Source organism: Streptomyces sp. NPDC047000 (assembly GCF_040644295.1).
Classification (GTDB): Bacteria; Actinomycetota; Actinomycetes; order Streptomycetales; family Streptomycetaceae; genus Streptomyces.
Map to the genome: position 1 here is coordinate 25,191 of NZ_JBEYWE010000027.1, position 22,455 is coordinate 47,645.

17 protein-coding genes and 2 pseudogenes are annotated in these 22,455 nt (G+C 71.2%); 9 read left to right on the plus strand and 10 right to left on the minus strand.

Features of this window, described 5'->3' with window-relative positions:
- Positions 1-104 precede the first annotated feature (104 nt).
- Entirely contained in the window at positions 105-3,494 is a 3,390-nt protein-coding gene (locus ABZ862_RS30910) for a BTAD domain-containing putative transcriptional regulator (protein ID WP_360965223.1), read from the plus strand.
- Between the two features lie 35 nt (positions 3,495-3,529).
- On the opposite strand, the gene ABZ862_RS30915 is transcribed toward ABZ862_RS30910, so the two are convergent.
- The 3 genes from ABZ862_RS30915 to panB form a co-directional block, all read right to left on the minus strand.
- Positions 3,530-4,366, minus strand: coding sequence for an ABC transporter permease (locus ABZ862_RS30915; RefSeq protein ID WP_360965226.1), 837 nt, complete (start codon positions 4,364-4,366; stop codon positions 3,530-3,532).
- Entirely contained in the window at positions 4,363-5,400 is a 1,038-nt protein-coding gene (locus ABZ862_RS30920; RefSeq protein ID WP_360965229.1) for an ATP-binding cassette domain-containing protein, read from the minus strand. Before ABZ862_RS30920 ends, ABZ862_RS30915 begins: the two co-directional genes overlap by 4 nt.
- Positions 5,401-5,704: 304 nt before the next feature.
- Positions 5,705-6,571 (minus strand): 3-methyl-2-oxobutanoate hydroxymethyltransferase, encoded by an 867-nt coding sequence (gene panB / locus ABZ862_RS30925; protein WP_360965232.1) that lies wholly within the window; start codon positions 6,569-6,571, stop codon positions 5,705-5,707.
- 167 nt (positions 6,572-6,738) lie between these two features.
- Here panB and ABZ862_RS30930 point away from each other — a divergent pair, with 167 nt between their 5' ends.
- The 3 genes from ABZ862_RS30930 to ABZ862_RS30940 all read left to right on the plus strand — a co-directional run bounded on the left by ABZ862_RS30930 (position 6,739) and on the right by ABZ862_RS30940 (position 10,339).
- Positions 6,739-8,337: an MFS transporter gene (locus tag ABZ862_RS30930; RefSeq protein ID WP_360965235.1), complete on the plus strand. Its 1,599-nt coding sequence runs from the start codon at positions 6,739-6,741 to the stop codon at positions 8,335-8,337.
- Between the two features lie 118 nt (positions 8,338-8,455).
- Complete coding sequence (locus tag ABZ862_RS30935) at positions 8,456-9,100, plus strand: TetR/AcrR family transcriptional regulator (protein WP_360965378.1); 645 nt, start codon at positions 8,456-8,458, stop codon at positions 9,098-9,100.
- A 180-nt stretch (positions 9,101-9,280) separates the two neighbouring features.
- Entirely contained in the window at positions 9,281-10,339 is a 1,059-nt protein-coding gene (locus tag ABZ862_RS30940) for an endonuclease/exonuclease/phosphatase family protein (RefSeq protein WP_360965238.1), read from the plus strand.
- Between the two features lie 107 nt (positions 10,340-10,446).
- Here ABZ862_RS30940 and ABZ862_RS30945 read toward each other — a convergent pair.
- The 4 genes and pseudogenes from ABZ862_RS30945 to ABZ862_RS30960 all read right to left on the minus strand — a co-directional run.
- Positions 10,447-12,198, minus strand: a pseudogene (locus tag ABZ862_RS30945) (NAD+ synthase); the annotation flags it as partial.
- Between the two features lie 439 nt (positions 12,199-12,637).
- Positions 12,638-14,587: a S53 family peptidase gene (locus tag ABZ862_RS30950; protein ID WP_360965241.1), complete on the minus strand. Its 1,950-nt coding sequence runs from the start codon at positions 14,585-14,587 to the stop codon at positions 12,638-12,640.
- A gap of 284 nt (positions 14,588-14,871) precedes the next feature.
- Positions 14,872-15,507, minus strand: a complete 636-nt coding sequence (locus ABZ862_RS30955) for a DUF305 domain-containing protein (protein WP_360965244.1) — start codon at positions 15,505-15,507, stop codon at positions 14,872-14,874.
- Positions 15,504-16,187 (minus strand): DUF3105 domain-containing protein, encoded by a 684-nt coding sequence (locus ABZ862_RS30960; protein ID WP_360965246.1) that lies wholly within the window; start codon positions 16,185-16,187, stop codon positions 15,504-15,506. The genes ABZ862_RS30955 and ABZ862_RS30960 overlap by 4 nt, the downstream gene beginning before the upstream one ends.
- A gap of 265 nt (positions 16,188-16,452) precedes the next feature.
- Here ABZ862_RS30960 and ABZ862_RS30965 point away from each other — a divergent pair, with 265 nt between their 5' ends.
- Positions 16,453-16,890, plus strand: a complete 438-nt coding sequence (locus ABZ862_RS30965) for an Rrf2 family transcriptional regulator (RefSeq protein WP_360965248.1) — start codon at positions 16,453-16,455, stop codon at positions 16,888-16,890.
- Between the two features lie 82 nt (positions 16,891-16,972).
- Here ABZ862_RS30965 and ABZ862_RS30970 read toward each other — a convergent pair whose 3' ends face one another.
- On the minus strand, positions 16,973-18,160 hold the full coding sequence (locus ABZ862_RS30970; RefSeq protein ID WP_360965251.1) for a globin domain-containing protein: 1,188 nt from the start codon (positions 18,158-18,160) through the stop codon (positions 16,973-16,975).
- A gap of 301 nt (positions 18,161-18,461) precedes the next feature.
- Between ABZ862_RS30970 and glnA the strand changes: the two genes are divergently transcribed.
- Both glnA and ABZ862_RS30980 read left to right on the plus strand, forming a co-directional pair.
- On the plus strand, positions 18,462-19,823 hold the full coding sequence (gene glnA / locus ABZ862_RS30975; RefSeq protein ID WP_360965254.1) for a type I glutamate--ammonia ligase: 1,362 nt from the start codon (positions 18,462-18,464) through the stop codon (positions 19,821-19,823).
- A 157-nt stretch (positions 19,824-19,980) separates the two neighbouring features.
- Positions 19,981-20,457, plus strand: a complete 477-nt coding sequence (locus tag ABZ862_RS30980; RefSeq protein WP_360965257.1) for a pyridoxamine 5'-phosphate oxidase family protein — start codon at positions 19,981-19,983, stop codon at positions 20,455-20,457.
- Positions 20,458-20,584: 127 nt separating this feature from the next.
- Here the strand turns inward: ABZ862_RS30980 and ABZ862_RS30985 are convergent, their stop codons facing one another.
- Together ABZ862_RS30985 and ABZ862_RS30990 are read right to left on the minus strand one after the other, a co-directional pair.
- Positions 20,585-20,797 carry a DUF397 domain-containing protein gene (locus tag ABZ862_RS30985; protein ID WP_360965260.1) on the minus strand — a complete coding sequence of 71 codons (213 nt, stop codon included), beginning with the start codon at positions 20,795-20,797 and terminating at the stop codon, positions 20,585-20,587.
- A pseudogene (locus ABZ862_RS30990) lies at positions 20,794-21,128 on the minus strand (DUF5753 domain-containing protein). The gene ABZ862_RS30985 and the pseudogene ABZ862_RS30990 overlap by 4 nt, the downstream one beginning before the upstream one ends.
- Before the next feature lie 31 nt (positions 21,129-21,159).
- On the opposite strand from ABZ862_RS30990, the gene ABZ862_RS30995 reads away from it, so the two are divergent.
- Both ABZ862_RS30995 and ABZ862_RS31000 read left to right on the plus strand, forming a co-directional pair.
- Entirely contained in the window at positions 21,160-21,591 is a 432-nt protein-coding gene (locus ABZ862_RS30995; RefSeq protein WP_360965263.1) for a hypothetical protein, read from the plus strand.
- A gap of 11 nt (positions 21,592-21,602) precedes the next feature.
- The gene (locus ABZ862_RS31000; RefSeq protein WP_360965266.1) at positions 21,603-22,313 is read left to right on the plus strand and encodes a hypothetical protein; all 711 of its coding nucleotides are present in this window, start codon (positions 21,603-21,605) and stop codon (positions 22,311-22,313) included.
- Positions 22,314-22,455 lie beyond the last annotated feature (142 nt).

Below are 22,455 nucleotides of genomic sequence, written 5' to 3' on the forward strand. Positions count from 1 at the left end.
TGCCCCCGGTTCCGCAGGCCCGTCCCGGCCCCGCGCCGCCCCGCCGGCCGCCCGGCACGCCCGTCGGCGCAACCCCGTGACCGGCCGTGACGTCAACGGAGACAATGGATCCCGTGCGCTACCGCATCCTCGGCACCACCCAGGCACTCCGTCCCGACGGCACCTCCGTCCCGGTCGGCGGCGCGCGGCTGCGCGCCCTGCTGACCGTCCTCGCCCTCCGCCCCGGCCGTACGCTGCCGGTGAGCGTGCTGGTCGACGAGGTGTGGGACGGCGATCCGCCCGCCGACGCCACCGGTGCCCTCCAGGCCCTGGTGGGACGGCTGCGCCGGACCCTCGGCGCGCACGCCGTCACCTCCTCCGCGGGCGGCTACGGCCTCGCCGCCGCCCCCGACGACATCGACCTGCACCGTTTCGAGCGGCTCACCGCGGAGGGCCGGCGCGCGCTGGCCGACGGCGACCCCGCCAAGGCGGCCGTGGTCCTCGACGACGCCCTCGGCCTGTGGACCGGGCCCGCCCTCACCGACCTGCCCGACCGCAGCGCACAGGCCGTCCGCTGGGAGACCCGGTACCTGGACGCCCGGCGCGCCCGGCTCGCCGCCGCGCTCGCCCTCGGCGAGGCCGAGCAGGCGCTGCCCGACCTCACCGCGCTGTGCGACGGCCACCCCCTCGACGAGCCCCTCCAGGCCCTGCGGTTGCGTGCCCTGCGCGACGCCGGGCGCGGCGCGGAGGCGCTGGCCGCCTACGAGGACGTACGCCGGCTCCTCGCCGATCGCCTCGGCTCCGACCCGGGACCCGAACTCCGTTCTCTGCAAACGGAGTTGCTCCTCGGCTGTGACGGCGGACCGGCCGATGACAGGCCGGTCGGCAACGGCCCGACCGGCGACCCTGCCAACGGCCCGACCGGCGGCGGTCCGACCGGCGGCGGACCGGCCGACGGCGTCACCGCCGCTCCTGCTGCCGCCCCCGCCGCCCCCGCCGCGCCCCGCCTCCCCGGCAACCTCCGCGCCCGCCTCACCTCCTTCGTCGGCCGGGGCGCCGACATCGACGCCATCCGCGCCGACCTCGCCGGCGCCCGGCTGGTCACCCTGCTCGGTCCCGGCGGCGCCGGGAAGACCCGGCTGTCCCAGGAGGCCGCCGAGCGCGCCGGTGACGTGGCCCCGGACGGGGTGTGGCTGGCCGAACTGGCCCCCGTGGACGACCCCGCCGCCGTACCGGAGGCCGTGCTCACCGCCCTCGGCGCCCGGGAGACCGTGCTGCGGGGCGCCGGGGCCGAGGAGATCCGGGCGGCGGTCGCCGACCGGCACGACGAGCCCCTCGACCGGCTCGTCGAGCACTGCGCCCGGCGCCGGATGCTGATCATCCTGGACAACTGCGAGCACGTCGTCGATGCCGCCGCCCGCCTCGTGGCCTCCCTCCTGGAACGCTGCCCCGGCCTCACCGTGCTCGCCACCAGCCGCGAACCCCTCGGCGTCCCGGGCGAGTTGCTGCGCCCCGTGGAACCGCTGCCCCAGCCGTACGCGCTGCGGCTGCTCACCGACCGGGGCTCCGCCGCGCGGCCGGGGTTCCGTGCCGAGGACGACCCGGAGGCGTGCGCGGAGATCTGCCGCCGCCTCGACGGGCTGCCCCTCGCCATCGAACTCGCCGCCGCCCGGCTGCGGATGCTCACACCACGCCAGATAGCCGACCGGCTCGACGACCGCTTCCGCCTCCTCACCTCCGGCAGCCGCACCGTGCTGCCCCGCCAGCAGACCCTGCGCGCCGTCGTCGACTGGTCCTGGGAACTGCTCGACGAGGACGAACGGGACGTGCTGCGGCGGCTCTCGGTGTTCGCCGGCGGCTGCGACCTGGCCGCCGCCGAGGCCGTCTGCGGCCCCGCCGCCCTCGACCTGCTCGGCTCGCTCGTCGACAAGTCCCTGGTGGTGGCCGCCCCTTCGGGCGACGACGAGATGCGCTACCGGCTGCTGGAGACCGTCGCCGAGTACGCCTCCGAACGGCTCGACGAGGCCGGGCTGCGCGCCGGGACCCAGCGCGCCCATCTGACGTACTACCGAGAACTCGCCCGCACCACCGACCCGTTGCTGCGTAGCGCCGGACAGCGCGCCGCCACGCGGCGGTTCGAGCAGGAGTACGAGAACCTGCGCACCGCCCTGCGGTACGCCGTCGCCGAACGCGACGAGCAGGAGGCCGTCTGCCTGGTCCTGTCGCTCTCCTGGTACTGGCAGATGCGCGACCTGCGCCTGGAGGCCCGCAACTGGTGCAGCGAGGCGATGGCGCTCGGCCCGGACCCGTTCACCGCGCCGGCCCGCCGCGCCGAGCCGGTGTGGGAGGCCCTCACCGCCACCCCGCCGCCGCTGAGCGGTGCGCTTCTCACCGAGGCCAGGCGTGGTGTCCATCTCGCGCATCTCGCCTGTATGGACACGGACTTCGCGGCGTGGCAGTCGCCCGAGGCACAGGAGAAACTCCGCGTCATCGCCGAGACCTACGAGCCCGGGATGCCCCAGGTCTGCCGCAGCCCCGGCATGGTCTGGTTCTTCGCGGTGATGCTGACCGGCGGCGCGGAACGGGTGATCGACGTCATCGAGGCCAACGTCCGCACCTGCCGGGCCACCCCCGGATTCGAGTGGGAACTCGCCAACGCCCTCCAGTGGCGCGGCAACATGCGGGCCAACCACAGCGAACAGGCGGTCGAGGCGGCCCGCGACGCCGACGAGTCGCTGGAGATCTTCACCCGGTTCGGTGATGCCTGGGGCATGGCGGAGGCACTGTCCGCGCGCGCCGAGGCGCACGAACGCATGGGCGCGTGGGAGCTCGCCGCCGCCGACTACCGGGCGGCGATGGACCACGTCGACCACCTCGGCGCCCACGCCCAGCGGATCATGCTCGGGGCCCGGCTCGGCAGTGCCCTGGTGGAGGGCGGTGACACCGAGTGCGGCGAGCGGATCCTGCGGGAGGCGATCGACACCGACGACGGCATCGCCCGGGAGGCACGGCCCGCCGCTCGCATGTTCCTCGTCAACTGGCTCGGCCTGACGGGCCGTACGGTGGAGGCGCGCGAGCAGCTCGAACGGCTGCGCGAGGAGTTCGCGGCGGTCCGGTTCGCGGTCTTCGACGGTTTCGTGCTCAGCGCGGACGCCTGGGTGGACGCGGTGGACGAGCGGTGGGACTCGGCCCTCGTCAAGGTCCGGGGAGCGCTGGAGCGGTCCGGTGACCCGCTGGCGAGGACGCTGGCCCCGCACATGCCGGCCCTCTGTCTCGCCCTGGCCGCCCTGGTCCTCACCGGTCTCGACGACGGGCGCCGCGCCCGGGACGCCGCCCGCTGTCTGGGCGCCTCGGAGGTGCTGCTGCCGGACGGCCATGTCCAGGTGGTGTTGGAGCGCGCGTGCCGGTCGCGGGCCGAGCGGCGGGCCCGGGAACTGCTGGGCGACGAGGAGTTCGAGGCGGCGCACGCCGAGGGCGGCGGCCTCTCCGCGGAGGAGGCCACCGCCCTGGTCTGAGTCGTACCGGCGGGTGCCGGGCATCGGCGGCCGGCTCAGCTCTTGGTGCGGAACTTGTACACGGCGATCGGCGCCATGATCGCCGTGAGCCCGATCGACCAGGCCAGCGTGATCCACAGGGAGTGGGCCACCGGGCCGCCGATCATCAGCCCGCGCGCGGTGTCCGCCAGCGCGGACAGCGGGTTGTACTTGGTGAACGTCTGGAGCCAGCCCGGCATCGTGCCCGTCGGGGTGAAGATCGACGAGCCGAACTGGAGCGGCATCAGCACCAGGAAGCCCATGGCCTGCACGGACTGCGCGCTCTTCATGACCACGCCGAGGGTGAGGAACACCCACATCAGGGACGAGCCGAAGATCACGGAGAGCCCCACGGCCTCCAGCAGCCCGGCCCAGTGGGTGATGTCGAAGCCCACCAGCAGCGCCACGACCATCAGCACACACGTGGCGAACAGCATCCGCATCAGCTCTACGGCGATCTTGGCGAACAGCACCGATCCGCGTCCGATCGGCAGGGACCGGAAGCGGTCCATGACACCGGAGTTGAAGTCCGTGTTGAACCCGGTGCCGACGCCCTGGGCCATGTTCATGCCCATCATGGCCATCAGGCCCGGGATGACGTACTGGACGTAGGCGTCCTGTCCGCCGCCCATCGCCTTGCCGATGGAGCCGCCGAAGACGTACACGAACAGCAGGGTGAAGATCACCGGGAAGAGCAGGGCGTCGAACATCGACTCCGGGTCCTGGCGGATCCACAGCAGATTGCGGCGGACCAGTGCCCCGGTGTGGCGCAGATGGGCGCGCAGCGGGATCGGCGCGTCGTCGAGCTTGCCGGTGGGGGCGGGGGAGCCGGGGGTGAGGGTGGCGGTGGTCATGCGGCGACCTCCTCGCGGTCGGTGGAGCGGGCGGTGGTGGGGGCGGTGGCCGGCGCGGCGTCGGCGCGGTGGCCGGTGAGGGAGAGGAACACCTCGTCGAGACTGGGCAGTTCGGTGGTGATCGAGGCGACGGTGACACCGCGTGCGGTGACGGCGCCGACCACGGCGGTGAGCTGTTCGTCGCTGAGCACGGGCACGCGTACGGTGCCGGTCTGCGGGTCCACGGCGGTGGCGGCGAGGCCGGTGATGCCGAGTTCGTCCAGGTAGGCGGCGAGCGGGCGCAGTTGCAGCGGGTCGACCGGCCGTACGGCCAGGGTCCGGCCGCCCACCCGGGCCTTCAGCTCGTCGATGGCGCCGCCGGCGATGACCTTGCCGTGGTCGATCACGGTCAGCTCGGAGGCGAGCTGCTCGGCCTCCTCCATGTACTGGGTGGTGAGCAGCACGGTGACGCCGTCCCCGACCATCGACCGGACCTCGTTCCACACCTCCTTGCGGGTGCGCGGGTCGAGACCGGTGGTGGGCTCGTCCAGGTAGAGCACGGCGGGGCGGCCGATCATGGAGGCGGCGAGGTCGAGGCGCCGCCGCATACCGCCGGAGTAGGTGCTCGCGGGGCGCCGGGCCGCCTCGGTCAGGGAGAAGCGCTCCAGGAGTTCGTCGGCGCGGGCGCGGGAGTCCTTGCGGGACAGGTCCAGCAGGCGCCCGATCATGTAGAGGTTCTCCCAGCCGGGGAGCTTCTCGTCGACCGAGGCGTACTGCCCGGTCAGGCCGATCACCCGGCGCAGCAGGCGGGGCTGCCGTACGACGTCGTAACCGGCCACGACGGCGTGGCCCGCGTCGGGGGCGAGCAGGGTGGACAGGATCCGTACCAGGGTGGTCTTGCCGGCCCCGTTCGGGCCCAGGACCCCCATCACGGTGCCCTCGCGCACCTCCAGGTCCACCCCGTCGAGGGCCTTGGTCGTGCCGAAGTGCTTGGCCAGTCCGCGTACGGTGACGGCGGTGCCGCCGCCTGCGGTGTGCATCTCGATTCGCGTCATGACGATGAAGGTGCCAGCCGCCACCGACAGACGCCCGACAGCCCGCCTACATCGACCGACAGTTCACCGATAGGTCGCTGACAATCGCCGACAGGTCATCGATGGGGCGCCGATACCTGTGCCGACGGCGCGGACCCAGGGGGAGCGGGCGGCCCGGAGAGCGGGCGGCCCGGAAAGCAGGCGGCCCCGGAAAGCGGGCAGCCCGCCGACGGGGGATGATCGGCGGGCTGCCCGTGGTGCCGTGGTGGTCTCTGCGGTGCCGTCACGCTCCGGCCGACCGGCGCGGTGCGTTCCGGTCACGGCACTAGTGGACGGAGTTCTCCTCCGCCGGGAAGGTGCCGCCGACGACGTCCTCCGCGAACCCGCGGACCGCGTCGGTCATGACCTCGCGCAGGGCGGCGTACTTCTTGACGAACTTCGGGACCCGTCCCGTGGTCAGCCCGAGCATGTCGGTCCACACCAGGACCTGCGCGTCGGTGTCCGGACCCGCGCCGATGCCGACCGTCGGGATGTGCAGCACCCGTGTCACCTCGGCCGCCAGCTCCGCCGGGACCAGCTCCAGCACGACCGCGAACGCGCCCGCGTCCTGCACGGCCTTCGCGTCGCGCAGCAGCTGCTGGGCCGCCTCCTCGCCGCGGCCCTGGACCCGGTAGCCCATGGCGTTGACGGACTGCGGGGTCAGGCCGATGTGGGCCATCACGGGGATGCCGGACTCCACCAGCAGCTCGATCTGCCGGTGCGAGCGCTCGCCGCCCTCCAGCTTGACCGCGCCCACCCCGGCGTCCTTGACCAGCCGGGTCGCCGAGCGCAGGGCCTGTACCGGGCCCTCCTGGTAGGAGCCGAACGGCAGGTCGCCGACGATGAGGGCGCGGCTGGTGCCCCGGACCACGGCGGCCGACAGCATCGTCATCTCGTCCAGCGTGACGGGCACGGTCGTCTCGTACCCGAGGTGGCAGTTGCCCGCCGAGTCGCCGACCAGCAGGACCGGGATGCCGGCCTCGTCGAAGACGGACGCGGTCATCGCGTCGTAGGCGGTGAGCATGGGCCACTTCTCGCCGCGCTCCTTGGCGAGGGCGATGTCCCGGACGGTGACGCGGCGGGTGCTCTTGCCCCCGTACAGCGCCTTGCCGCCGTCGGCGGACTGCGTCCGGGCAGCAGAAAGCTGCGTCATGGCTACGGCTCCTTCAGTCATCTCGAGGCACCCTGACGGCGTCCCCGGATCCCCTCCATGGTGGCACCTCGTGTCGGGGAGGGCCAGAGGCCGGCCAGGGCAACGCGTTCGTAAAGGATTTCCGATACGAGACGGTTCCGTATCGGAAGGCTTCTATGCTGTACGGCATGACTACTCCTGCCGACAGCCCCGCGCGCGGCCCCCGTATACCGGAGGCGGTGCACAGGCGCCGCTGGGCGATCCTCGGCGTGCTGATGCTGAGCCTGCTGATCGTGGTGCTCGACAACTCCATCCTGAACGTGGCGATCAAGACGATCTCCACGCCCGCCCCGACAGGCCTCGGCGCCACCCAGAGCGAGCTGGAGTGGGCGATCAACGCCTACACGCTCGTCTTCGCGGGTCTCCTCTTCACCGCGGGTCTCCTGGGCGACCGGATCGGCCGGAAGAAGACCCTGCTGGGCGGCCTCGTCGTGTTCGGCGTCGGCTCCGCGCTCGCCGCCGAGTCCGGCTCGCCCACCCAGCTGATCGCCTTCCGCGCCGTGATGGCCCTCGGCGCCGCGTTCGTCATGCCGGCCACCCTCGCCGTCCTCATGAACGTCTTCGAGCGCGACGAGCAGCCCAAGGCCATCGGCATCTGGGCGGGCGGTGTGGGTCTCGCCATCGCCATCGGTCCGATCACCGGCGGTGTGCTCCTCGACCACTTCTGGTGGGGCTCGGTCTTCCTCGTCAACGTGCCGATCGTGCTGCTCGCGCTCGCCCTGATGGTGTGGCTGGTGCCCGACTCCCGCGACCCGCGCCCCGGCCGCCTGGACCCCGTCGGCGTCGTGCTGTCCGTGGTCGGCCTGGTCCTGCTGGTCTACGGCATCATCAAGGGCGGCGAACTCGCGGACTTCACCAACGGCACCGTCCTCGCGACCATCGTCGCCGGTCTTGCCGTGCTGACCGCGTTCATCGTCTTCGAGAAGCGCAGCGACCACCCGTCGCTCGATGTCAGCTACTTCAAGAACAAGGTCTTCTCGGCAGCCATGAGCGCCATAGCGCTGGTGTTCTTCGCGCTGATGGGCGTCACGTTCTTCAGCGTCTTCTACATCCAGAGCGTGCGCGGCTACTCACCGCTGCAGGCAGGTCTGCTGATGCTGCCGCTCGCCGCCGCGCAGCTGATCTTCGCGCCGCGCGCCCGGCTGGTCGTCGACCGGTTCGGCAACAAGGCGACCACCACAGCGGGCCTGGTCCTGCTCGCCGCGATGCTCGCCGCCTTCGCGACCCTGGAGGCCGACACCCCGCTCTGGCTGCTCGAAGTGGTCTTCTTCCTGATGGGTACCGGCATGGCGCACGTCATGACGCCGACCAGCGTGGTCATCATGCAGGCCCTGCCCCGCGAGAAGGCCGGTTCCGCGTCCGCGCTCAGCAACACCTTCCGCCAGGTCGGCGGCGCCCTCGGCATCGCGGTCCTCGGCTCGGTGCTCTCCGCGGCGTACCGCAACGGCATCGACGGCAAGCTCGGTCTGCTGCCGCCGGGGCTGCGCGACACCGCCGGTGAGTCCATCGAGGCCACCCTCGGCGTCGCCGCCAAGCTCGGCCCCAAGGGCCAGGCCCTGGTCGGCCCCGCCAACGACGCCTTCCTGCACGCCATGCACGTCACCGCGCTCTGTGGCAGCGTGATCGCCCTGCTCAGTGCCGTGGTGGTCGCCGCCTTCCTGCCCGGCAAGCCCCCCGCGGGTCAGCAGGGCGAGGAGGAGCAGGAGTTGGTGGCCGCGGTGGAATAGCACGTCAGGAGCAGGAGAGACTGCACGGAACTCCCGTGCGAGAAGGGACGGACCCGACGTGAACCTTGCCGACCCCGCCGATACCGGTGCCGAGAACCCGGTACGGCCCCACTGCCCCGTGCGCGGACGCCCGCGCAGCGAGGCGGTGGAACGCGCCATCGTCGAGGGCGTGATGAAGCTCCTCGACGAGGGCGTGCCGCTCGCGGACCTGTCCATCGAGCGCATAGCCCGCACCGCGGGCGTCGGCAAGGCCACCATCTACCGCCGCTGGAGCGACAAGGAGGCACTCTTCGTCGACGTCGTCCGCACCGCGGAGCCCCCCGACCCCGAACTCCCCGGCACGTCCATGCGCGACGACCTGGTCGCCCTCCTGGAGACCCTGCGCAGGCGCGGCGTGGCCAGCCGGTCCTCCGCGCTGCTGCACAACGTCTTCTCGGAGATGAAACGCAGCCCCAAGATCTGGGCCGCCTACGACAAGAACGTCGTCGTCCCCCGGCGCAGGCTCGGCGTCGAGGTCATCCGGCGCGGCCAGCGCAACGGTGAACTCCGGCCCGACATCGACCCCGAGTTCGCCCAGGACCTGTTCGTCGGCCCCATGCTGCTGCGCTCGATCATGCGCCCGGACGGCGAGATACCCGAGGGCCTGTCGGAACGGATCGTCGACGCGGTGCTCGCCGGGCTACGGCCCGTCAGTTCCCCGGCGGACGCCGGTTCCCCGGCGGAGCGGGGCGGAGAAGTGCCCCCGGGCCGGACGGCGGCCTGAGAATGTGCGCGTTTCGTCACAGAGCGCGCCCGTCGGCCCCTTGACCGCAACTCCCGCGGCCGAAAGCCACGTCCTCGTGCCCGTACGGCCGTCATGGTGCGGCGGGAACGGTGCCGATCATCCCCTAGGGTCGTAACCCGGGGGCGGATCGGTGTGCACGGCAGGGCAGTGAGGCGACGAATGGCGCAGCAGGCGTACGCGGCGGAGACCGGCAACGGAGGTACGGGACCCGGGCGCCGGGGGGACCGGCTCCGGCGGCTCGCGCACCGGGCGCTGTCCGGCTGGCGCGGCGATCCCGGGATCTGGCGCCGCGGCATCGTCCTCGCCGTCCTCGCCGTGCTGACGGCCCTGGTGATGCTGATGCACTCGCGCATCCCCAACCGCATCGGCAACCTCGGCAGCCTCACCGAGACCTTCCTGCCCTGGTGCGGACTGCTCATCCCGGTCCTGCTGGTGGCCGGCCTGGTGCGCAGGTCGGCGACCGCGCTGATCGCGGTGCTGCTGCCCGGCGCGGTCTGGCTGAACCTCTTCGGCGGCCTGCTCACCGACAAGACCGACGGCGGCGGGGCGGGCGACCTCACGGTGGCCACCCACAACGTCAACGCCGACAACCCCGACCCGTCCGGCACCGCCCGCGACGTGGCGGGATCGGGCGCGGACGTCGTGGCGCTGGAGGAGCTGAAGGCGTCGGCGGTGCCGGTCTACGAGAACGCGCTCGCGCCGGCGTACCCGTACCACTCGGTGCAGGGCACCGTCGGGCTGTGGAGCAAGTACCCGATGAGCGGCGTGAAAGCCGTCGACATCAAACTGGGCTGGACCCGTGCCATGCGGGCCACGGTGACCGCCCCCGAGGGGCAGGTCGCGGTCTACGTCGCCCATCTCCCGTCCGTGCGCGTCAAGATGAAGGCCGGGTTCACCGCCCACCAGCGGGACAAGAGCGCCAACGCGCTCGGTGAGGCCATCGCCGACGAGCCCCTCGGCCGGGTCGTGCTGCTCGGCGACCTCAACGGCACCATGAACGACCGCGCGCTCAACGCCGTGACCTCCCAGATGCGTTCCACCCAGGGCGCGGCGGGCAGCGGCTTCGGCTTCAGCTGGCCGGCGTCGTTCCCGATGGCGCGGATCGACCAGATCATGGTGAGGGGAGTGGAACCGGTGACCTCCTGGACCCTGCCCGAGACCGGCAGCGACCACCTCCCGGTGGCGGCACGGGTGAAGTTCCCGGCCACGGGGTCCTGAGCGGGGGCGGCACCGGAACCGGGTCCGGTTGCACCCTCCTGCCGAGCAGGCTTCGAGGTGTCGGCCGGCGCCGCCGCAGCCCGCGGCGGACGGACCAGGACCGCGGTGACGGTCTCGCGCCAGCCGTTGGTGATCGGCAGACGGCGGTCCTTGCCGAAGCCCTTGGCGGAGATCTTGGTGCCCGGCGGGTACTGGCGCCGCTTGTACTCGGCCGTGTCGACCATCCGCAGCGTCTTCGTCACCAGGGCCCGGTCGAAGCCCGCCGCGACGATCGCGTCGGCACCCTGGTCCCGGTCGACGTACAGCTCGAGGATCGCGTCCAGCACCGGGTAGTCCGGCAGCGAGTCCGTGTCCACCTGACCGGGGCGCAGCTCGGCGCTCGGCGGCTTGCTGATCGACGCCTCCGGGATCGGCGGGGTCTCGCCCCGCTCCAGCGCCGCCCGGTTGCGCCACTCGGCGAGCTTGAAGACCGACGTCTTGTAGACGTCCTTGATCGGGCCGTACGCGCCCACCGAGTCGCCGTAGAGGGTCGAATAGCCCACCGCCAGCTCGGACTTGTTGCCGGGGGCGAGGACGATGTGGCCCTCCTGGTTGGAGATCGCCATCAGCAGCGTGCCGCGCAGCCGGGACTGGAGGTTCTCCTCGGCCAGACCCGTCAGCTCGGTCGCGCCCATGTACGCGTCGAACATCGGCTCGATGGAGACGGTACGGAAGTTCAGCCCCGTACGGCGGGCCAGCTCGGCGGCGTCGCCCCTGGAGTGGTCGGAGGAGTACTTCGACGGCATGGACACGCCGTAGACATGCTCGGCGCCCAGCGCGTCGCACGCGAGCGACGCGACGAGCGCGGAGTCGATCCCGCCGGAGAGGCCGATGAGGACGGAGGTGAAACCGTTCTTCCGTACATAGGCGCGCAGACCGGTGACGAGGGCCGAGTAGATCTCCTCGTCGTCGTCGAGGCGGTCGGCGTAGGTGCCGGCCAGCTCGGGCCCGTAGGCGGGGACGGGGTCCTCGGAGAGGATCACCCGGTCGATGCGCAGGCCGTCGGCCACGACACCGGTGGGGGCGTCGGGGACGGCGGCGGGCAGGTCCAGGTCGAGGACGAAGCAGCCCTCGGAGAACTGCGGGGCCCGCGCGACGACCTCGCCGTCGCGGTCGACGACGATCGAGTCGCCGTCGAAGACCAGCTCGTCCTGGCCGCCCATCATCGCGAGGTACGCCGTGGTGCAGCCCGCCTCCTGGGCGCGCTTGCGGACCAGCTCCAGACGGGTGTCGTCCTTGTCGCGCTCGTACGGCGAGGCGTTCACCGACAGCAGCAGCCCGGCCGCGGCCGCGCGGGCCGCCGGCACCCGGCCGCCGTCCTGCCACAGGTCCTCGCAGATCGCCAGCGCCACGTCGACGCCGTGCACGCGGACCACCGGCATCGTGTCACCGGGCACGAAGTAGCGGAACTCGTCGAAGACTCCGTAGTTCGGGAGGTGGTGCTTGGCGAAGGCCAGGGCCACCTCGCCGCGGTGCAGCACGGCGGCGGCGTTCTGCGGGGCGCCGGCGGGCTGGCCGTACCGGGGCTGCGCCCGCTCGCTGCGGTCGAGGTAGCCGACGATCACCGGGAGCTCGCCGAAGCCCTCCTCCGCGAGGCGGGCGGCGAGGGTGCGGAGCGCCTGCCGGGACGCCTCCACGAAGGACGAGCGCAGGGCCAGGTCCTCGACGGGATAGCCGGTCAGCGCCATCTCCGGGAACGCCACGAGGTGCGCTCCCTGTGCGGCGGAGTGCCGGGCCCAGCGGAGGATCGTCTCCGTGTTCCCGGCGAGGTCACCGACGCGCGCGTCGATCTGATTCAGGGCGAGTCGAAGTTGAGGCACGGGGTCAGTGTAATCGTCAGTCCGACGCGATGGCCTCCGGCGGAGTGTGGGGCGGACCACGGCGGGCTGCCGCCAAGGGTGCCGGTTCCGGTGCCGGGGTGTGTTGTGGGGTGCGCGGGGCTGCGGTGGGCGGGGGTGGGTGCGCAGCCCGGCGATTGCGGGGTGCCTCCCCCAGAGGGGGGACCCCCAGCGCCCACCCGTGCCGTCCTGGGGTCCCCCCTGCTCGAAGAGCTTGGGGGAGGCACGACTGCCCGCGGCGGGGGGTGGGGGAGCTGTGCAGCTGGCGTGAGCTGCAACCCCCTAGGGGCGCGGGGAACTGCGCGACTGGCCACAACGCACCCGCACCCAAAAACCGCTCGCGCCTCGCAGGGAAGGGGCACGGGGCCCGCCCTCCGGCCTCGGCCGGGGGGCGGGCCCCGTCAGACAGCCACCGGGAACGTCAGCGGCGGCGCAGCGTCCGGTACGACTCCACATAGCCGGAGGCCGGCGTGCCGACGCCCGTCACCGGGTCGTAGCCCTTGACCGCGAGCAGGGAGCTGTCCTTGCCGAGACTCCGCACCGACGTGACGAGGCCGTCCGTCGCGTCGTAACCGTTGGCGAAGTCGACGCGGGCCACGGCGAGTTCCTTGCCCGTGGGCGTGTCGGTCACGTCGTGGTACGCCTTCGACCCGTACTTGGCGTAGATCACCGGGTTGGCGAAGCCGATGGCCTTGCCGCCCCGGGCCTCCTGGGCCAGCGCCTGGACCGCCGCGATGACCGGCGCCGCCAGCGAGGTGCCGCCGATGCGGTACTCGCTGTACTGCTCCGACCCGTCGGGGAAGGTCTGGGTCTGGCCGACCTTGAAGCCGGTGTTCGGGTCGGCGATCGCCGAGATGTCGGGCACGACACGGTTGCCGGAGGCGTTGTTCGCCTTGGCGAGCGCGTTCGGGACGACACCCTTCTGGTACGCCGGCTCGGCCACCGTGGCGCTGGTGCCGCCGCCCGCACCGGAGGTGAAGGCGCCGGGGAAGTTCGTCCAGCTGGTGCCGTCGGCCGACAGCACGGCCTTCTCGGTGCCCCAGCCGGTCTCCCACAGGTACTTGTCACCCTTGCCGACCGCCAGCGAGGTACCGCCGACCGCCGTCACCCAGGCCGAGTTGGCCGGGGTGTCGACCTGCTTCGTCCCGGTGTTGGCGACCTCGTCGCCGTTGTCGCCGGAGGAGAAGTAGAAGCCGATGCCCTCGACCGCGCCGAACTGGAACACCTGGTCGTAGGCCGCGGCGAGGTCAGGAGTCTGGTTCGCCTCGATGTCGCCCCAGGAGTTGGAGACGATGTCGGCCAGGTGGTTGTCGACGATCTTGCTGAGCGAGTCGAGCAGGTCGTCGTCGTAGCAGGACGCGGCACCCACGTAGGTGACGTCCGCGTTCGGCGCGACGGCGTGCACGGCCTCGACGTCGAGGGTCTCCTCGCCGTACCAGCCCGCGGCCCCGCACTCCTCGGTCTTGGTGTAGTTCTTCGGCAGCACCTGGCGCAGCTGCCCGGTGCTCCAGGCGGCGTCACCGTGCTTGGCCGCGTAGGTCGCCGCGTCGTAGGCGATCGTCGGCGAGGCGTACGCGTCCGTGATGGCCACCCGGACGCCCTTGCCCGTGCGGCTGCCGGCACCGTACGCCGCCCGCAGCTGCTTGCCGGTGTACCCCTTGACCGCGTACGGGATCTTGGTGCCGTACGCGTCCGGCAGGGTGGTCGCGATGTTCGAGCCGAAGTACGAGGAATACGGCCCGGAGTTCTTGAACACCGAGTCCGGCGGGGGCAGCTGGTCGTCGTGGTTCGCCTTGTGCGGCGCGTTGTCCAGGCCGGTGACCGTCAGGACGGCACCGTTCAGGGACCCCGGGGCCGACGCCGTGTGCTGCGGGGCGCGGTAGGTCTTGGCGCCCTTGGCGTAGTTGTGCAGCTGCGTGCCGAACGCCTTCTCGGCGGCGGACACGTCGCCGGTGACGGCGATGTAGTGCTGGGTGACGGACGTGATCTTCAGGCCCGCCGACTTCAGCCACGACTTCACCGCGGCCACCTGCGCCGCGGTCGCGCCGAAGCGCGCCTGCGCCTCCTTGGCGCTCAGGTACTTGCCGTACCGGGGCGAGGACGGGTCGGACACGGCCTTGGCGTAGGCGGCGAGTCCGGCGGCGTTCCGGCCGGCGAGGTAGACCCGGGCGGACACCTGGGCGCCGTTCGAGGTGGCTCCCTTGTCCGCCTTGGCCGTGGCCCATGCGGGCTTGGTGCCCGCGAGCGTGTCACGGCCCGGGTTGTCCGCGGCGTGTGCCGCGGGAATGCCGAGCGCCAGCGCCCCGGCGAGCATGGGCAGCGTCGCTGCCATGCTCACCCCGGCGCGTACCTTGGCGCGGTTGGATCTCATAGAACCCCCTGCTATGCGGTTCGTCGCATGGGCGTCGGTCGTCGCGGATCCGCGGCGGTATCCCCGGAGCCGAACATGTCCGGGAATGGATCACACGATGGACGCCACTCTTTCGATGAACCGTTCACGCCAGGGGAATGGACAGGCCAAGAGAAACCCAAGGAACCGTCAGATGGGGTCGTTCTGGCCGTATTTCACCCGACTGCCGACCGTCCGGCCCGGAACCTTCCCCCGGCTCCACCTGGAACCACCCGGCCGGAACCACCCGGCCGGAACCACCAGGACTAGGAACGCGGCTTCGCGCCCCGTTCCTTCAGCATGTCCGCCATCAGCTGGATCTCCGACCGCTGCGCCGTCACCATGCCCTGCGCCAGCCGCTTCTCCACGCCCACCGTGCACTCGGCCGCGCACCCCTCGGCCATGTGCACGCCGCCCTTGTGATGGTCCGTCATCAGCTGGAGGTAGAAGATCTCGGCCTGCTTGCCGCTGAGCTTCTGCAGCTTCGCCAGCTCGGTGTTGGTCGCCATGCCCGGCATCAGCGCGCCGTCCTTGCCGGAGGCCATGTCACCCATGCCCATCCAGGTCATCGGCGGATCCGCGGACACCTTCGGCAGCCCCCACAGGTCCAGCCAGCCCAGCATCATGCCGCGCTGGTTGGACTGGGTCTGCGCGATGTCGTAGGCGAGGCGCCGTACCTCCTCGTTCTTCGTGCGGTCGCGCACGATGTACGACATCTCGACGGCCTGCTGGTGGTGCACCGCCATGTCCCGCGCGAAGCCCGCGTCCGCGGAGTCGGCCGCCGGGACCTTCAGGGACGGTGCGGCGGAGCCGTCCTCGGCGAGTGCGTAGGTCGCCGCGCCCGCCGCGACCAGCACGGCCGCCGCGGCCCCCGCGACCCAGCCGATGTGCAGCCGCCTCACTTCATCGTCCCGCCGGTGCACGAGGCGCCCGGCTCGGGTGTCTGCTTCCCCTGCACGTAGGTGGAGAAGAACGTGTTCACCGCCGGGTCGCTCGCGCTCTTCACGGTGAGCTGGTGTCCCCAGGCCGTCAGCTCGATCGCGCCCGACTGGTTCGTGTACGGGCTCATCAGCGAGTACGGCGTCTGCTTGACCTTCGCCGCGAGCGTCGCCACGTCGGCCTTCGACGCCTTGGCGGTGTACGTCACCCAGACCGCGCCGTGCTCCAGCGCGTGCACCGCGTTCTCGTCCTTCACCGGCGAGGTGTAGACGTCGCCGTTGCAGTTGAGCCACACCGGGTTGTGGTTGCCGCCGACCGGCGGGTGCATCGGGTAGTTCACGGTGGTGGAGACGTGGTTGCGGGACAGGTTCCCCGACCAGACCCGCACGCCGTCCTTGCCGGTGGTGAAGTGGCCCGAGTCCCCGGCGGAGCCCTTGGCGTCGCTCGCGCTGTCCTTCTTGCCGGAGCCGTCGGACTGCGACCGCACCAGGACGACCCCGCCCACCACCAGGGCGGTGACCACGGCCACGCTCGCGCCGATGGTCAGGATCCGGTTGCGGCGCTCGCGGGCGGCCTCCGCGCGCCGCATCTCCTCTATGCGCGCCTTGCGCGCGGCATTGGTGTTCTTCTTCGCGGAACCCATGGGAAGCGTCCTTCTGCGGGAAAGGGTGGGGATGGCAGGGGCCCGCCGATCGTAAGGGGGAGGGTGGGGCGCGAGAGTGGGCGGGGCGGGAGAACGGCCGGATCGATACGTACCCGACAGGTTCGGTGAGACGGACAAAGGACGAACAGAGATGTGACGATTGTCTCCGAAACCAGTCAGAAAGGGACCTTCGGACCGATCGATGAGGGCTCATTTCCGGTCACGCAATGTTGAACCGGGGATGCGTATTACCTACGCTTCCCGCATGCGGCTCCTGCGCTCCACCGACCTGGCCCTACGGGTCCTCATGAGGCTTGCCGTGACCACCCGGCCCAACCCGACGACCCGCGAGGTCGCCGCAGACATGGGCGTCCCGTACACCCACACCGCGAAAGTGGTGGCCGAACTCCAGCACATGGGCCTGGTCGACGCCCGCCGCGGCCGGGGCGGCGGGCTCGGGCTCTCCGAGCGGGGCCGCGGCGCGTCGGTCGGCCGGGTGGTGCGTGCCTTCGAGGGCGACGGCGAGATCGTGGAGTGCGAGGGCGAGACGCCCTGCCCGCTGAACTCCGAGTGCCGGCTGCGCGGTGCGCTGCGCCGGGCCCAGGAGGCGTTCTACGCCTCGCTGGACCCGATCACCGTCGCCGACATGGTCGCCACACCGACGGGCCCGCTGCTGCTGGAGATCTCGCGGGCCCCTTCCTGAACCGTCCGGCGGACGTGAGCCGGCCGACCCCGCCGAGCCCTCAGCGGTCCCGGCCGGGTCCTCGGTGGTCCTGACCTGGGCCTCAGTCCTGGGCGAGCCAGAGGTCGGGGCCGAAGACCTCGTAGTGGATGTCGGCCGGGGCGACGCCCTTCTCGATCAGCTGGCCGCGCACCAGGCGCATGAAGGGCAGCGGACCGCACAGGTAGGCGCGGGTGCCCGGCGCCACCTCGAGGTCCGTGAGGTCGACGAAGCCGGTGCCGGCGCCCTCCGGCGCGTCCTGCTCGTACCAGAAGTGCGTGGACGCCCCGGCCAGCTTGCCCGTGTACGCCTCGTGCTCGGCGCGCAGCGCGTGGTGCGCGGGGGAGCGGTCGCCGTGCACCACGGTGACCGGGGCGCGGTGGTCGGCCTCGGCGAGCTGGGCCAGCATCGCGATGATCGGCGTGACGCCGATGCCGGCGGAGGCCAGCAGCAGCGGGGTGCCGGCGGTCTCCTCCAGGACGAGGTCGCCGTAGGCCTCGGAGAGCTCCAGGACGCCGCCCTCGGTCAGGTGGGCGTGCAGGTGGTTGGAGACCTCGCCCTCGGGCGCGCCGCCCTCGCCGCTCACCCGCTTGACGCTGATCTGCCGCTCCGTGGTGCTCGGGGCGCCGGTGAGGCTGTACTGGCGGATCTGCCGGGCGCCGTCCGGCAGGGCGACGCGGACGCTGACGTACTGCCCGGCGCGGAACGGGGCCACCGGGCCGCCGTCCACCGGGCGCAGCCGGAAGGTGGTGACGTCGACGGTCTCGACGATCCGCTCGGTGATCTCCCACTGCCGCCAGGACGGGCCGCCGTTCTCGTCGTACAGGCGCTTCTCGGCGGCGATGAGGGCGTTGGCCATCAGCCAGTAGACCTCGTCCCAGGCGGCCGCGACCTCGGGCGTGACGGCCTCGCCGAGGACCTCGACGATCGCGGCGAACAGGTGCTCGTGGACGATCGCGTACTGGTCGGCGGTGATGCCCAGGGAGACGTGCTTGTGGGCTATTCGGCTGAGTATCGCGTCGGGGCGCCGTTCCGGCTGTTCCACGAGGTACGTGGCGAACGCGGCGATCGAGCCCGCGAGGGCCTGGCGCTGGGTGCCGGCGGCCTGGTTGCCGCGGTTGAACAGGTCGCGCAGCAGTTCCGGGCGGGCGGCGAACATCCGCGGGTAGAAGCGGCCGGTGATGTCGCCGATGGCCGCCCCTACGACGGGGAGGGTGGCACGGACGGTGGCGGCGGACTGCTCGGACAGCATGGGAGCTCCTCGGAACTCGTGGGTTCGATGGCAGGCACCATTAAAACTGGTATCTCGGATTCAAATTAAGGCGGGGTACGGGTGGCGCTCCCGGCCGTTACGGATGCCGCCGCGAGCAGGCAAGATGGGCGGTGGAGCAGTACACCCGAGGGACATGAGCCGTTCAGGCCGGGTACCGCCGCACGATCACGGTCGGCAACGCGCGTGAAATGCTGATGTGGTGGGATGCTCAGGTGCCCGACCGCCTGCGCCCGGCACCCGGGGGAAGGCGGCCTGACCAGCAAGGATGGGGAAGCGGAAGATGGACAAGCAGCAGGAGTTCGTGCTCCGGACACTGGAGGAGCGCGACATCCGGTTCGTACGCCTGTGGTTCACGGACGTGCTGGGCTTCCTGAAGTCCGTCGCCGTGGCACCCGCCGAGCTGGAGGGCGCGTTCGACGAGGGCATCGGGTTCGACGGCTCCGCGATCGAGGGCTTCGCCCGGGTCTACGAGTCCGACATGATCGCCAAGCCGGATCCGTCGACCTTCCAGGTGCTCCCGTGGCGTGCGGAGGCGCCCGGCACGGCCCGGATGTTCTGCGACATCCTGATGCCGGACGGCTCGCCGTCCTTCGCGGACCCGCGCTACGTGCTCAAGCGTGCCCTGGCCCGCGCCTCCGACCTGGGCTTCACGTTCTACACGCACCCGGAGATCGAGTTCTTCCTCCTCAAGGACCGCCCCCTGGACGGCTCGCGGCCCACCCCCGCGGACAACTCGGGTTACTTCGATCACACCCCGACGGGTGTGGGCATGGACTTCCGCCGCCAGGCGATCACCATGCTGGAGTCGATGGGCATCTCCGTGGAGTACTCCCACCACGAGGGCGCCCCCGGCCAGCAGGAGATCGACCTGCGCTACGCGGACGCGCTGTCCACCGCCGACAACATCATGACGTTCCGGCTGGTCATGAAGCAGGTCGCGCTGGAGCAGGGCGTGCAGGCCACGTTCATGCCGAAGCCGTTCTCCGAGCACCCCGGCTCGGGCATGCACACCCACCTCTCCCTCTTCGAGGGCGACCGCAACGCGTTCTACGAGTCCGGCTCCGAGTACCAGCTCTCCAAGGTCGGCCGCTCCTTCATCGCGGGCCTGCTGCGGCACGCCGCGGAGACCGCCGCCGTCACCAACCAGTGGGTCAACTCCTACAAGCGCATCTGGGGCGGCGCGGCCCGGACCGCGGGCGCGGGCGGCGAGGCCCCCTCGTACATCTGCTGGGGCCACAACAACCGCTCGGCCCTGGTCCGCGTCCCGATGTACAAGCCCGGCAAGACCGGCTCCGCGCGCGTGGAGGTCCGCTCCCTGGACTCGGGCGCCAACCCGTACCTCGCCTACGCCGCCCTCCTCGCCGCCGGCCTCAAGGGCATCGAGCAGGGCTACGAACTCCCCCCGGGCGCCGAGGACGACGTCTGGGCCCTCTCCGACGCCGAGCGCCGCGCGATGGGCATCGAGCCCCTGCCGCAGAACCTCGGCGAGGCCCTCACCCTGATGGAACGCAGCGACCTCGTCGCCGAGACCCTCGGCGAACACGTCTTCGACTTCGTCCTCCGCAACAAGCGCTCGGAATGGGAGGAGTACCGCTCGGAGGTCACCGCCTTCGAACTCCGCAAGAACCTGCCGGTGCTGTAGGGGCGGCTCGGAGAGGACTCTGCACCGGCCCGACACCCGACGCCGGGGGCCGACGGCTGACGACCGTCGGTCCCTTCGCACGTCGGGGGGATCGGTCGCAGGAAGTAGGCCCCTCGCCTCATGCGCGCTCTGAGCGCGCTGGCTAGGGTCGGTACTCATGCAGAACTCGGGGATCGTTCGCCGCCGGGCGGTGGAGCGCAGGCGCGACACCCTGGAACGGCTCCACGTCGAGCGGGATGTGTGGGTGTCGACAGCCCATCCTGATCACGGTCCGCACCAGGTGCCGCTGTGGTTCCTGTGGGACGGGCGCGCGGTGTGGATGTGCACCGGTGCCGCTTCCGCGACCGCGCGGAACGTCCGCGAGGAGCCGCGCGTGCGCCTGGCGCTGCCGGACACCTCCGACGTGGTGCTTCTCCAGGGTGCGGCGGAATGCTTCCCGGACCAGGACGTGCCCGCAGACGCGGCGGAGGCCTTCGCCGCCAAGTTCGGGTGGGACCCCCGTGCGGAGGAGGGTTCCTTCATGTACATCCGCGTGGTGCCGAAGACTGTGCGCGCATGGCGCGGCGAGCCGGAACTGCGCGGCAGACTCATCATGCGCGACGGGACGTGGCTGGAAGACGGCGGCCGTCCCTGACCGACGCCGCTCTTCCTGCCGGTAAGGCCACGACCTGCGGTCGGAGCACCGAGCGCCGGACCGGCCCCGGATACTCCTCTGCCCTGTGACGCTTCTGAGCCACAGGGCATGGCAGCGAAGCGGCGACTCAGCCGAGCCGGTTGACGGCGAACCCGAGGAACGCGGTCCACGCCGTCGATCCCACAGCCAGATCAGGACGGTTTGTGTCCTTGGAGTCCCGTACCTGAACGGTGTGCGGGTGCATGGCGACCTCTATGCACTGTCCGCCGTCCCCTGCGCTGTAACTGCTCTTGAACCAGGCGAGAATTTCGACGTTCCGTCCGGTCACGTCTCTGCTCATCCCGCTTCCAATGTCGTCCTGACCAATGCCCGTGACTCGGCCGGGGTGAGCGCCTGAGCGCGAAGGATCCCGTAGGCCGCCTCCAGCTCCCGTACCTTAGAGCGTTCGGTATGAACCCGGCTGTCGCCCTGTACCTCCGTGTAGGCGATCCTGCGCTCATCCTTGGTTTTCACCAAGGTGAACGGCCCGGCAAGGCCGGCATGTTCCCAGCGGTCCAGGGCATGACCTGAATCTCGACGTTCCGCATCTCGCTGACGAGGAGCAGATGCTCCAGTTGCCGACGCTGGACGTCGGGCCCGCCAAGAGGACGACGCACGGCTGCTTCCTCCATCACGAAGGTCAAGCGTGGAGCAGGACGCCGGGTGAAGATCTTCTGCCGCGCCCGTGGAGACGACGCAGGGGCGGCAACCGATGAGGCCGCCGGCAGCCACTGGAGCGTGGTGAAGTTCGTGGGCCACGACGCGGACGGCCGTTACATCCCTACCCGGCAGGGCAACAGTGCGTTCGGCTGGGTCCACTTCTCCGGGCCCCACAACATCCACAGCAGCAAGGTCATCAAGGTGGCGGTGAGTGAACACCCCGAGAAGGGGAGCACGAAGACCCGGAAGCTGTACGGCGCTGTGCTGTACGACCGTCTCGGCATCATTGTCGCTCGTGTGAAGGTCGTCGCGCAGTACCACTGGGAGACTGCCAACCACAAGTACAAACTCGCCGACCACGATGACAAGATCGGCGTGATCACGGCCTACTGCCAGGGTGTCAAGAAGTGTCCTGACGCGTTGAACCACGTGTGACGGGTCGATCGATGATGTGGGACGAGGCGGGTCTGTCCGGTCTGCAGGCGCAGCTGGCAGATGAAATGCTGGGCATGGTCACCGTGTTCGCGTTCGGGCGGGGAGTCCGGCTCGTGCGGGGTGTCGTGCATGCTCCCGATCGGCGCGGTGTCGGCCGGGTTGTTCTGTGGGACGGACAGCAATTCGACACATCGGTTGCCTTTGACGTGCCGCTCACGGACACACACGGAGCGAACATCCCCGCAGAGGATCTCGCGGCCGCCCTGCGCAGCGCATGGGCCGACTGCTCCGACAGCGAGGTCGAGGAGGCGCCGCGCGATGTCTTCGGAATCCCGGTGGTCGACGCCACCGCCGCTGTTCACGGTTTCGTCGAGCGTCCGCGGTTCCATCTCTCGGACGCGCTGCGGGCCGCGGCGGCGGCCTTCTCCGTTCCGGCAGAGCCCGATGAGCCCGCGGAACTGCGCCTGCGGGGTTTTCTGCTTCTCGACCAGGGAACGTGTCGTCTCTACCTGGACACCCCCACCTCCCAGGACGCTCCGTCCTTCGGTGTCGACCTTCCCCTTCGGGGCGAGGACGGCTCTGTCGTCGCCGATGTGACAGGAGCGCACGCCGTGCTTCCGGTCCTCTTGGAGACAGGGGAGCTGGAGCGCCTGCGGAAGGACACCCACGATCCCTACTGCCGCGTGGTCTACGACCTGGTGGACTGGCTCACGGGCCGCTGACCGGGCGTTCCGGCCGGGATTGGTCGGCCTGCCAGGCCCGATCGTGCAGAGGCGCCCCTCAGCCGTGCATGCCGCCAAGCTGCGGGCTTCCTCCGTTCAGTTCTCACCCGACGCCGAGACCGGTGAGAGTTCAAACTCGGAG